Annotated in this window: 10 protein-coding genes; 5 read left to right on the plus strand and 5 right to left on the minus strand. The window is 76.1% G+C overall.

Annotated features, from left to right (window positions below; all coding sequences use genetic code 11):
• Window positions 1–327 precede the first annotated feature (327 nt).
• Window positions 328–1,068, plus strand: a complete 741-nt coding sequence (locus FH609_RS29745) for a sulfite exporter TauE/SafE family protein (RefSeq protein ID WP_226962049.1) — start codon at window positions 328–330, stop codon at window positions 1,066–1,068.
• Between the two features lie 70 nt (window positions 1,069–1,138).
• Here the strand turns inward: FH609_RS29745 and FH609_RS29750 are convergent, their stop codons facing one another.
• Both FH609_RS29750 and FH609_RS29755 read right to left on the minus strand, forming a co-directional pair.
• Window positions 1,139–2,701, minus strand: a complete 1,563-nt coding sequence (locus tag FH609_RS29750; RefSeq protein WP_139675304.1) for a DUF6297 family protein — start codon at window positions 2,699–2,701, stop codon at window positions 1,139–1,141.
• Window positions 2,702–2,713: 12 nt separating this feature from the next.
• On the minus strand, window positions 2,714–3,358 hold the full coding sequence (locus FH609_RS29755) for an ABC transporter ATP-binding protein (RefSeq protein WP_193318119.1): 645 nt from the start codon (window positions 3,356–3,358) through the stop codon (window positions 2,714–2,716).
• Window positions 3,359–3,450: 92 nt separating this feature from the next.
• Between FH609_RS29755 and FH609_RS29760 the strand changes: the two genes are divergently transcribed.
• A complete protein-coding gene (locus FH609_RS29760; RefSeq protein WP_139675308.1) occupies window positions 3,451–4,986 on the plus strand; it encodes an ATP-dependent DNA ligase in 1,536 nt (511 codons plus the stop codon).
• Window positions 4,987–5,210: 224 nt separating this feature from the next.
• Window positions 5,211–6,254: a L,D-transpeptidase family protein gene (locus FH609_RS29765; protein WP_193318120.1), complete on the plus strand. Its 1,044-nt coding sequence runs from the start codon at window positions 5,211–5,213 to the stop codon at window positions 6,252–6,254.
• A 79-nt stretch (window positions 6,255–6,333) separates the two neighbouring features.
• On the opposite strand, the gene FH609_RS29770 is transcribed toward FH609_RS29765, so the two are convergent.
• The 3 genes from FH609_RS29770 to FH609_RS29780 form a co-directional block, all read right to left on the minus strand.
• Window positions 6,334–7,182: an alpha/beta fold hydrolase gene (locus tag FH609_RS29770; protein ID WP_139675310.1), complete on the minus strand. Its 849-nt coding sequence runs from the start codon at window positions 7,180–7,182 to the stop codon at window positions 6,334–6,336.
• A 12-nt stretch (window positions 7,183–7,194) separates the two neighbouring features.
• Window positions 7,195–7,869 carry a TetR/AcrR family transcriptional regulator gene (locus FH609_RS29775; RefSeq protein ID WP_193318122.1) on the minus strand — a complete coding sequence of 225 codons (675 nt, stop codon included), beginning with the start codon at window positions 7,867–7,869 and terminating at the stop codon, window positions 7,195–7,197.
• Window positions 7,870–7,968: 99 nt separating this feature from the next.
• Window positions 7,969–8,352: a cupin domain-containing protein gene (locus FH609_RS29780; protein WP_139675312.1), complete on the minus strand. Its 384-nt coding sequence runs from the start codon at window positions 8,350–8,352 to the stop codon at window positions 7,969–7,971.
• Window positions 8,353–8,401: 49 nt separating this feature from the next.
• Between FH609_RS29780 and FH609_RS29785 the strand changes: the two genes are divergently transcribed.
• Both FH609_RS29785 and FH609_RS29790 read left to right on the plus strand, forming a co-directional pair.
• Window positions 8,402–9,277, plus strand: a complete 876-nt coding sequence (locus FH609_RS29785) for a helix-turn-helix transcriptional regulator (RefSeq protein WP_226962050.1) — start codon at window positions 8,402–8,404, stop codon at window positions 9,275–9,277.
• A gap of 20 nt (window positions 9,278–9,297) precedes the next feature.
• Window positions 9,298–10,314 carry a ketopantoate reductase family protein gene (locus FH609_RS29790; protein WP_139675315.1) on the plus strand — a complete coding sequence of 339 codons (1,017 nt, stop codon included), beginning with the start codon at window positions 9,298–9,300 and terminating at the stop codon, window positions 10,312–10,314.
• The last annotated feature ends 362 nt before the right edge of the window (window positions 10,315–10,676 follow it).

The following is a 10,676-nucleotide window of genomic DNA, read 5'->3' on the forward strand; positions in this document are numbered from 1 at the left end:
CGCCGCGTCCGGTGCCGGCGGCGGGCCACCGGTCCAGGGGCCCCCGGCGGGGAGCCGAGGAGGGTGACAGGCCGGAAACCGCCCGTGGTCGGCGGTGGGCTGGGGCGGAGCGACCGTAGCCGGGGTGCGCCAACTCCCCGCCGCGACGAGGGATACGCGAAGTGAACTCCGGGCCAAGGGGCGAGAACGGTTCGTTGAGCGCGGGTGACGACGCGGTGGGGGTCGGGCGGGGGCCCGGCCCCGGCACGGCGGGCCCCGGCACGGCGGGCCCCGGGAGTGTTCGGGGCCGGTCGGGGGCTGCCTCGGGCGCCTTGCGACGATGGCCCGATGGTCATGGGTCTGGGCGGTGCGGAGCTGGCGGCGTTGGCGGTGGCGGCCGTGCTGGTCGGGGTGGCGAAGACGGCGATCGGCGGTGTCGCCTCGATCACCGTGGCGCTCTTCGCGATGGCGCTGCCGGCGAGGGAGTCCAGCGGCGCCCTGCTTCCGCTGCTGATCGTCGGCGACCTGCTGGCCGTCGCGGTCTACCGGCGGCACGCCGACTGGGGCGCGCTGCTGCGGCTCTTCCCCTCGGTGGCCGCCGGCATCCTGGTGGGAACGTGGTTCGTCTCGTGGGTCGACGACACCGTGATGCGCCGCACCATCGGCGGGGTGTTGCTGCTGGTGGTGGCCGTGCACCTCTGGCAGCGGCGGCGCGGGGAGGGCGCGGCCAAGCCGCCGGCGGTGCTCTTCGGCCTGTTGGCCGGGTTCACCACGATGGTGGCCAACGCGGGCGGCGCGGTGATGGCGGTCTATCTGCTGGCGGCCGGCTTTCCGATGTTGACCTTTCTGGGCACGGCGGCCTGGTTCTTCCTGATCGTCAATGTCTTCAAGGTTCCGTTCAGCGCCGGCCTGGGGCTGATCACGGTCGACTCGTTGAGCCTCAACGCGCTGCTGGTGCCCGGCGTCCTGCTCGGCGCGCTGCTGGGCCGGCTGCTGGTCCGCTGGCTGCAACGGGGCGACCGGCAGCAGCTCTTCCAACGTCTGATCATCGGCTTCACGGTGTTCTCGGCGCTCAACCTGCTGCGCTAGCCGCGTCGTTCAGCGGCCGGAGCCCGCCGCCGGAGCCCGCCGGGGACCGCCGGGGACCGCCGGGTCCGGCCTAGGCCGAGTCGGAACGGCGGGCCGTGCGGTGGGCCCAGACCAGGAACGCGGCGCCGGCGGCCAGCGACCAGGCGGCGGCGAGCGGGGTCGGCAGGCGGTCGGACAGGACCGTCGGAAGCAGCGCGGAGAAAACCGCCAGCGGCGCCCTGGCCAGCCAGAACATGGCCTGGATCGGGCCCGAGTTGCCCAGCGGGGTCTCCGCGCCCAGCAGCATCGAGGCGGGCAACGCGCCCCGGTGCGCGCTGGCCAGCGCCGCGCCCACCAGCGCCGGCGCCCACGCCGGGGGAAGCGGCGCGAGGACGGCCAGCGGGGCGCTCGACGCCAGCAGCAGCGCCGTCGGCAGCAGCGCGTGCCGCAGCGCGAGCGCCCCTCGGGTCCAGGGCAGGCCCGCGCCGCGTTCCCGGTTCTCGCCGTCCAGCCGGGCCGGCTCGACGAGTTGGGCCGCCGCCAGATAGCCCGTGACCAGCGCCGCCATCCCGGCCGCCCGGTGCGGCAGCGCCGCCAGCGCCACGGTCGCCGCCCACAGCACCGCCGCGAGCCCGGCCCGGCCCGGCGCCCTGGCCAGCCCGATCGCGTCCCGCCAGGGCACCAACAGCCAACGGGCGCGCGGCACCCGCCACCCGCGCCCCGTCGTGCGCCGCGTACGGCGCGGAGCGCTCAACGCGGCGCGCGCCGACCGGGGATCGATCCCGTAGAGCGCCGCCGTGAACGCCCCGGCCACCCGGGCCTGTTGGCGGAGCACCCGCGCCGGCAGCCCGACCGTGGCCCGCCGCGCCACGACCAGCGCGGCGGCCACCGCCAGCGCGGCCAACGCCCCGCCCAGCACGCCCTCGACGGCGGAGACCCGTTCCCCCACGGCCGCGAGGGGCAGCGCCGCCCAGCCCCAGGGCCCCGACCAGAGCGCGAACCGGCCCCAGCCGGCGCCCGGGCCCGTCGCCAACGCGCCCCCGGCGCACGCCAGCAGCGCGCACGCCACCGCCGCCAGCGCCGGCCGCAGCGGGGAGCGCCCGAACCACGGGTGGTGCCGCTGGGTCAGCACCCCGGCCGCGACGGACAGCAGCCCCACGGCCAGCCCGCCGCCCGCCCCGGCCAGCGGCGCGGACCATGCCTGGCGCCCGCCCCCGCCCACCGCGTGCACCGCGAGCCCCGCCACCGCGCCGAGCGCGGCGCCGCCGGGCCCCGCCACCAGCAGCGCCAGCCCCAGCCTGGGCAGCAGCAGCGCCGCCCGGTCCACCGGCTGCGGCAGCAGCCAGTGCACGGCCGCCGCCGGCAGCCGCACCGGCCCACGCCAGACGGCGAGTTGGGCCGCGCCGCACAGCGCGAGCGCCGCCAGCGCCGGCAGCGCGGCCGGCACGGCCCCGAGCACCCGCTCGGCGCCCGGGCCGTGCCAGCGCTCCCGCGCCGCCGCGTCGATCAGCGCCGCCAGGTAGGGAACGACATAGATGGCGGTCAGCAGCAGCGCGCAGTAGGCGGCGTACAGCGCGCTCCGCCGGCGCGCCGCGCGCCCCCTGGCGCGGAACCCGGCCAGCCGCACCAGGACCTCGGGCCGCTCCTCGCCCACAACACCCACCCGCTACGCCGCCGGCCGCAGCCGGCCGTCGGCCAGCGACAGCCGCCGGGCGCCCGCCCGTTCGGCGAGCGCCGGGTCGTGCGTGGCGAGCAGGACGGCGGCGCCCCCGGCGGCCAGCGCGCGCAGCCGCGCCCCCAGCGCGGCGCGCGCCTCGGCGTCCAGGTGCGCCTCCGGCTCGTCCAGGATCAGCAGTTCGGCGGGCCTGACTCGGGTGGCGGCCAGCGAGAGCAGCTGGCCGAGCCCGGCGGAGAGCGCGTCGGGGAACTGCTCGGCGTGGTCGGCCAGTCGGTGCTCGCCCAGCGCCGCGTCCACCCGTTCCTCCGCGTCCGGCACGCCGTGCGCCAGCGCGACCAGCAGCAGGTGTTCGCGCACGGTGAGGTCCGGATAGTGGGCGCCAGGGCCCAGCGCGCAGGCCACGTCGGCGCGGAACGCGGCGCCGTCCTCGTCGGCCGGCGCGTCCCGGAAGGTGACGGTCCCGGCGTCGGGCCGCTCCCGGCCGGCGGCGATCCGCAGCAGCGTGGACTTGCCCGCGCCGTTGGGCCCCAGCACGGCGACGACCTGGCCGGCGCCCAGCGCGAGCGAGACGCCGTCCAGCACCGGCCGCCGGCCGTAGCCGTGCCGCACCTCGGCCAGTCGGAGCAGGTCCATGCCCCTCATCGCATCATGCGCCGCGCGCGGGCCCGGTCCCGGGTGGCCCCTTCCAGCGCGACGCCGGCGGCGGCAGCGGCCAGCATGGAGTCATGCTGCTGGCCGAGGTCGCGCGGACCTGGCGGGAGGTCGCGGCCACCGCCGGGCGGTCGGCGAAGGTGGCCGCGCTGGCCCGGCTGTTCGCCGCGACCGAGCCGGAACGGGCGCCCGTCGTCGCCACCTGGCTGGCCGGCCGGCTTCCGCAGCGGAAGCTCGGCGTGGGCTGGCGGGCGCTGGCCGACGCCCCGCCGCCGGCCGCCACGGCCACCCTGACGGTGGCGGCGACCGACGAGACGCTGGGCGCGATCGGCCGGGTCGCCGGCGCCGGCGCCGAGGCGCGGCGGCGGGCGCTGCTGCACGGGCTGCTGGCCGAGGCGACCGAGCCGGAACAGGCGTTCCTCACCGGCCTGATCAGCGGGGAGCTGCGGCAGGGCGCGCTGGACGCGCTGGTCGTCGAGGGCCTGGCCGGGGCGGCCGGCTCGCCGCCCGACGCGGTGCGGCGGGCGGTGATGCTCGGCGGCTCGCTGGGCGCGGTCGCCGAGGCGGTGCTGGCGCGCGGTCCTGAGGCGCTGGCCGAGTTCCGACTGCGGGTGGGGCGGCCGGTGTTGCCGATGCTGGCGAAGAGCGCCCGCACGCTGGACGAGGCGCTGGACAAGCTGGGCGCCTGTGCCGTCGAGGAGAAGCTGGACGGCATCCGGGTGCAGGTGCACCGGGACGGCGAGACGGTGCGGATCTACACCAGGACGCTGGACGAGATCACCGAGCGGCTGCCCGAGGTGCGGCGCGCCGCGCTGGAGTTGGCGGTGGACAGCGCGGTGTTGGACGGGGAGGTGATCGCGCTGGACGAGGCGGGCAGGCCGCGCCCGTTCCAGGAGGTCGCCGGCCGGGTGGGCTCCCGGCTGGACGTGGCGGGCGCGCACGCGGCGCTGCCGCTCTCGCCGGTGTTCTTCGACCTGTTGACGGTGGACGGCCGGGAGCTGCTGGACCGCACCACCGAGGAGCGCCACGCGGAGCTGCGGCGGATCGCGCCCGATCCGCGCCGGGTGCGGCGGGTGCTGGTCGCCGACCCGGATGACGCCGAACAGCGGGCGGCCGCCCACGCGTTCACCGAGGCGACGCTGGCGCGCGGCCACGAGGGCGTGCTGGTCAAGGCGTTGGACGCGCCCTACAGCGCGGGCCGGCGGGGCGCGGCCTGGGTGAAGGTGAAGCCCGTGCACACCCTGGAGCTGCTGGTGTTGGGCGCCGAGTGGGGCCATGGGCGGCGGGCCGGGTCGCTCTCCAATCTGCATCTGGGCGCGCGCGGCGAGGACGGCGCGCCAGTGATGCTGGGCAAGACGTTCAAGGGGCTGACGGACGCGCTGCTGGCCTGGCAGACCGAGCGGCTGCGGGAGCTGGCGGTGGCGGAGGAGCCGTGGGGGGTGCGGGTGCGGCCGGAGTTGGTGGTGGAGGTGGCGATCGACGGGGTGCAGCGGTCGACACGCTACCCGGCGGGTGTGACACTCCGGTTTGCCCGCGTGCTCCGCTATCGGGAGGACAAACCGCCCACGGAGGCGGATTCGGTGGCCACCGTGCGGGGGCTTCTGCGGTAGTTTCCCCCGGTGTTGGCGGTCCCGTCCCCCGGCCGGTGACAGAACCGCGACACACGTGGCCGCATTGTTATGGCCTGGGGCGCAACAAACCGCCGGTTTCGCGCATCTTTATCTGTGAGGTCCGATGAGGTCCCGTTAGCCCAGGGGGAAGTCTGATGCGCTCCGCGCTCGTTCGCATGTCTCCGCGCACCCGCGCGCGCTCGCGCGGTGGTCCGCGCCGGGCGATGCTCTCCGCCGTAGCCGCGTTGGCGGCCACCGGCGTGCTGTTGACCGGCTGCACCGCGCAGGGCCAGGAGGCCCCCGAGGAGCCGTCGGCCTCCCAGGAGGAGCCCGGCCCGGAGGAGACGGACGACGGCTCGGGCGGGGAGACGGAGGAGCCGGCGGAGGAGGTGCTGATGGCCTTCGGCGACGAGTCGGAGCAGGTGCGGGAGTTGCAGGCCCGCCTGGCGCAGCGCGGCCACTTCACCGCCCAGCCCACGGGGTACTACGGGGACGTCACGGTCGGCGCGGTCTCGGAGTACCAGCGGGCGGCGGACCTCGACGTCACGGGCGAGGTCACCGAGTCCACCTGGGCGGCGCTCACCGAGGCCACCAGCGACCCGACCGAGGACGAGCTGTTCCCGCCCCAGCAGGTCATGGGGTACGGCGACAACTCGGACCAGGTGCGGGAGTTGCAGGCCCGCCTGATCCAGCTGGGCCACTTCGACGAGAACCCGACGGGCTACTACGGCGACGTCACGGCGGCGGCCGTCAGCGCGTTCCAGTCGGCGGCCGGGATCGAGGCCACCGGCACGGTCTTCGACGACACCTGGACCGCGCTCACCGGACAGACCACCCAGCCCACCGAGGAGGAGATGTATCCCCCGCTGGAGGTGCCGGAGGTCGAGCCGGAGAGCGAGCTGGACGAGCGCTGCCTCACGGGCCGGGCCCTGTGCGTCTCCAAGACGAGCAACACCCTCTCCTGGGTGATCGACGGCGAGGTCCAGATGACGCTCGACGTCCGCTTCGGCGCCGAGGAGACGCCCACCCGCGAGGGCGAGTTCGAGGTCTACTGGAAGTCCCGCCACCACCACTCGACGCTCTACGACTCCCCGATGCCGTACGCGATGTTCTTCGACGGCGGCCAGGCGGTGCACTACTCGGAGGACTTCGCCGCCAACGGGTACAACGGCGCCTCCCACGGCTGCGTCAACGTCCGGGACGAGGGTGGGATCGCCACCCTCTTCGACGAGGTGCGCGAGGGCGACAAGGTCGTCGTCTACTGGTGACCCGCCGGGCCGGCCGGGCACTGGTGACCGCGCGTGCCGGCCGGGCGCCGCACGGCGCCCGGCCGGTCTCCGTCGGCGCTCAGCCCAGCACGGTCAGCAGTTCGGCGGCGAACTCCTCCGGCCGCTCCACCACCCCGAGATGGCCGCCGGGGAACGTGGCCAGCGGCACGCCCAGCGCTTGGGCCAGCCGCGTCGCCGGGCCGCTCAGCGGCTCCTGCCCCTTCGACTCCCGGCCGACCGCCGGCACCAGCCGGTCGGCCGCGCGCCCCAGCGCGGCCAGGTCGGGCGTGCTCCCGCTGAACGGAACGAGCACCCCGTCCAGGAACCTCGGCGTGTTGGCCACCATCCGTTCCGTCATCTCCCGCACTTCCGGCGGCAGTTCGGTCGGTTCCTCGGCCGCCGGCGGCTCGTTCCCCGCGTCCCGCCCGCCGCCGAGCCCCTCGGCGAACCTGGCCATCGCCGGCCCCGCGCCCCGCTCCCGGAAGATGTCCCGCACCTCGGCGAAGAGCGCCCGGTGCGGCTCGGGCTCGGGCAACAGCCCCAGCAGCGGCGGCTCGTGCGCCACCACCCTGGCCAGCCCCTCGGGATGGCGGGCCAGCAGGTCAAGGGCGACGATCGCGCCGGAGCTGGTGCCCAGCACGAACGCCTCCCGGTCCGGCGAGAGCGCGGCCAGCAGCCGGTGCGCGTCCTCGCTCCACACGGCGACGTCGGGCGCCTCGTCCGGATCGTGCGCGGCGCTCCGGGACATGCCGCGCGGGTCGAGGGCCAGCACGGTGAACCGGTCCGCCAGGTGCGGCGCCAGCCCGGCGAAGACCCCGGCGTCGCCGGCCCCGCCGGGGATCAGCAGCAGCACCGGGCCGCTGCCGCGCCGCTCGAAGTACAGGGTGGCGCCGGGCACTTCGAGGGTGCCGGGCTCGGGCGTGGACATCAGCCGTGCTCCTTACTCTGTGTTCTGTGAGAGCCGCGCGCTCCCCGGCTGCCGCGACCGTTCCCCGGCCGGCTCCGCGCCGGGCCTCCCGCCGGGCTCAGCGCCGGGGTCGTCCTCCTCCGCCGGGGGCCAGTGGGTGAGCAGCACATGCAGCGCCGCCAGCCCGCGCGCCCAGGAGTGCCGCACCTCGCGCGGGTGGCCGAAGCCGCCCTGCGCCTCCAGCTGGACATAGCCGTGGAAGGTGCTGCGCAACAGCCGCGCCGCGTCGGTGAGATCGGGCTCGGTCAGCCCGTAGGCGCGCAGCATCCCGTAGGTCAGCTCGACGTTGCGCCGGAAGCCGACCGAGTCGCCGACCTCCGCCAGGGACAGCCGCAGCTGGGTCGCCGCGTACTGCCCGGGGTGCTCCAGCGCGAACGCCCGGTAGGCGTCGGCGAACGCGACCAGCGCGTCCCGGCCCGCCCGCCCGGCGACCGCGTCCGCGATCCGCTCCGTCATCGCGGCGGCCGCGCGGATGGCGATCCGCACCCGCAGCGCGTGCAGGTTTCGCACATGGGAGTAGAGGCTGGCGTCCCTGACCCCGAACTGCCGGGCCAGCGCGGAGAGCGTCACCGCCTCCAGCCCGACCTCGTCCGCCATCGCGGCGGCCGCCTCCGTCAGCCGCTCGGCGTTGAGCCCCACCCGCGCCACCCGGCCCACCCCTCTCCTCGCCGCTGTTGCCACCAGGCTGTTGCCTAGAGACTCTAGGCAACAAGCTAGCATCACCAGTTCGGGCGAGGGCCGCGCGGGTCAGGTCAGGCGCTCCGCCGGCCTGGTCAGGGGGCCGCCGGCGTCGCCCGTGTTCAACGTCCCCGCCGGCTCCAGCAGCAGGATCGCCGTCTCCTCCTCGGCCAGTGGACAGTGTTCGACTCCCCGGGGCACCACGAACAGTTCGCCCGGCCCCAGCACCACGTCCGCGCGGCCCCGCAGTTGGATGGTGAGCCGCCCGTCGAGGACGAGGAACAGCTCGTCGGTCTCCGGGTGGCTGTGCCAGACGAACTCGCCCTTCAGCTTGGCGAGTTTGACCTCGTAGTCGTTCAGGTCGGCGATCTTCTTCTGCGCCCACAGCTCGTTGAACAGCGAGAGTCGGTGGGCCAGGTTGACGGCCTCGTCGGGCCCGCACATGTCGCTCATGCCACGAGCGTGCCCGGCGCCGCGCCGCGCCGTCTTGTACGTTCCTGGCGTGACCAATGGCGCCCCGACCCACCAGCGGCCCCGCACCCGGGTGCGGGCCTGGCGGCCCGGGGTCGCGGGGATCGCCGAGGTCTTCCACGCCCACTTCACCGACCACGCCTACCCGGCGCACACCCACGACACCTGGGACCTGATGATCCTCGACGACGGCCGCGTGGACTTCGCCGTCGACCGCCGGCGACACGGCGCCGCCGGAACGGGCGCGGTCGTGCTGCTGCCGCCGGGCGTGCCGCACGACGGCAGGACGGTCAACGCCGAGGGGTTCCGCAAGCGCGTCCTGTACCTGGACACCCGGGTGTTGCCCGAGCGGCTCACCGGGGCCGCCGTCGATCTCCCGGTCCACGCGGACCCGCTGCTCCACCGGCGCCTGGGCCAACTGCACGGCGCGCTCGACGCGTTGGGCGACCCGTTCGAGGCCGAGTCCCGGCTCGCGTTCGTCCGCGAGCGCCTGCTGTCCCACCTCGGCGCGCCCGCGCCCGTCGGAGGAACGCCCGGGCGCGCGGCGGCGCCGCTCGCCGCCGCGCTGCGCGAACTGCTCGACGCCCGCATCCGGGACGGGCTGACCCTGGACGAGGCGGCCGCCGTCCTGCACGCCCACCCGACGCATCTGATCCGCAGCTTCCGGCGGGCCTACGGGCTGCCCCCGCACACCTACCTCACCGGGCGCCGGGTGGAACGGGCCAGGCGGCTGCTGCTCGCTGGGGCGCGGCCGGCCGAGGTCGCGCCGGCCGTCGGCTTCCACGACCAGGCGCATCTCAGCCGACACTTCAGGCGCCACCTCGGCGTCCCGCCCGGGCGCTATGCCGCCGCCCCCGCCCGCGACCGCCCGCCCCCGCCCCTGGGGGCGCCGGGATCTCCGAGGTGAGGCGGGGGGACAATGCGGCCATGAGGTACATCGTGATCGGAGCGGGCGCGGTCGGCGGCGCCATCGGCGGGCGACTGGCGGAGAGCGGGCACCAGGTGGTGTTGGTGGCCAGAGGGGCGCACGCGCAGGCGATGCGCGCCGACGGGTTGCGCCTGGACACCCCGGACGCCTCCCTGCACCTGCGGGTGCCCGTGGTCGAGGGCCCCGAGGAGGTGGAACTCACCCCGGACGATGTGCTGTTGCTCGCCGTCAAGGTCCAGGACAGCGTCGCCGCGCTCAACGCCTGGGCTCACCGCCCGGTCGCCGGCGGCGGCACGGCCGGCGAACGGCTCCCGCTGCTCTGCGCGCAGAACGGCGTGGCCGGCGAACGCCTGGCGCTGCGCCGCTTCCGCCGGGTCTTCGCGGTCTGCCTCTGGCTGCCGGCCCAGTACCTCACCCCGGGCCGCGTGCTCGCGCCCTGCGCGCCGCTCACCGGGATGCTGCACATCGGCAACTACCCCGGGACCGGCGACGGGCGGCTGGACGAGGCCACCTTGCGGCCGATCGCCGACGCCCTCGAACGCTCCCGCTTCCTGGCCCGGTTGACGCCGGAGGTCTCCCGCTGGAAGTACGCCAAGCTGCTGGGGAACCTGGCCAACGCCCTGGAGGCGGTGGGCGGCCGCATCGCCGAGGACGAGCGGTTGGCCCAGGTGTACGGGCGGGTCAGGGCGGAGGGCGAGGCGACGCTGCGCGCGGCCGGGATCTCCTGGGTGAGCCCGGAGGAGGAACAGGCGCTGCGCGCCGGCCGGATGGACGAGCAGGAGTTGCCCGGCGGGGAGGGCAGCGTCAACTCCTCCTGGCAGAGCCTCCGTCGGGGCACCGGCTCCATCGAGGCGGACTATCTCAACGGCGAGATCGTGCTGCTCGGCCGCCTCCACGGGGTGGCCACGCCGTGGAACGAGACCCTGCAACGCCTGGCCAACACCTTCGCGGCCGAGGGCCGCGCCCCCGGCTCGCTGCCCGTCCCCGAGCTGATCGCGGAAGCCGACCACGCGTGACGCGGACCCGCTGCGCGGGTCCGCTGAACGGGGCTTGGGGGCTGGGCGGGTGCACGGCCGTCGTCGGCCGACCCGTTGACGGGGGTGCCGGTCCGCTGCGCGCGGCTTGGGGGTTGAGGGCTGGGCGGGTGAACGGCCGTCGTCGACCGACCCGTTGACGGGGGTGCGGGTCCACTACGCGGGGATGAGGGGTGAACTCCCCGGCCGGTCGTTCTGTGCCGGTTCGCCGCGCGGTGCACGGCTGACGCAGGCCCGTCCGCTGACCGGGGCGTGGGATCGGCGCGGCGGGCCCGCCGCGCCGGACGTGCGAGACGAGGGGTGAACTCCCCGGCCGGTCGTTCTGTGCCGGTTCGCCGCGCGGG

Origin of the sequence: Streptomyces sp. 3MP-14 (genome assembly GCF_006334905.2) — a bacterium.
GTDB lineage: Bacteria > Actinomycetota > Actinomycetes > Streptomycetales > Streptomycetaceae > Streptomyces > Streptomyces triticirhizae.

Bases quoted from the DNA above. Each gene is read 5' to 3' on its own strand.
- FH609_RS29745 (WP_226962049.1), top strand. From the start codon at position 328: ATGGTCATGGGTCTGGGCGGTGCGGAGCTGGCGGCGTTGGCGGTGGCG.
- FH609_RS29755 (WP_193318119.1), bottom strand. From the start codon at position 3,358: ATGGACCTGCTCCGACTGGCCGAGGTGCGGCACGGCTACGGCCGGCGG.
- FH609_RS29760 (WP_139675308.1), top strand. From the start codon at position 3,451: ATGCTGCTGGCCGAGGTCGCGCGGACCTGGCGGGAGGTCGCGGCCACC.
- FH609_RS29765 (WP_193318120.1), top strand. From the start codon at position 5,211: ATGCTCTCCGCCGTAGCCGCGTTGGCGGCCACCGGCGTGCTGTTGACC.
- FH609_RS29770 (WP_139675310.1), bottom strand. From the start codon at position 7,182: ATGTCCACGCCCGAGCCCGGCACCCTCGAAGTGCCCGGCGCCACCCTG.
- FH609_RS29780 (WP_139675312.1), bottom strand. From the start codon at position 8,352: ATGAGCGACATGTGCGGGCCCGACGAGGCCGTCAACCTGGCCCACCGA.
- FH609_RS29790 (WP_139675315.1), top strand. From the start codon at position 9,298: ATGAGGTACATCGTGATCGGAGCGGGCGCGGTCGGCGGCGCCATCGGC.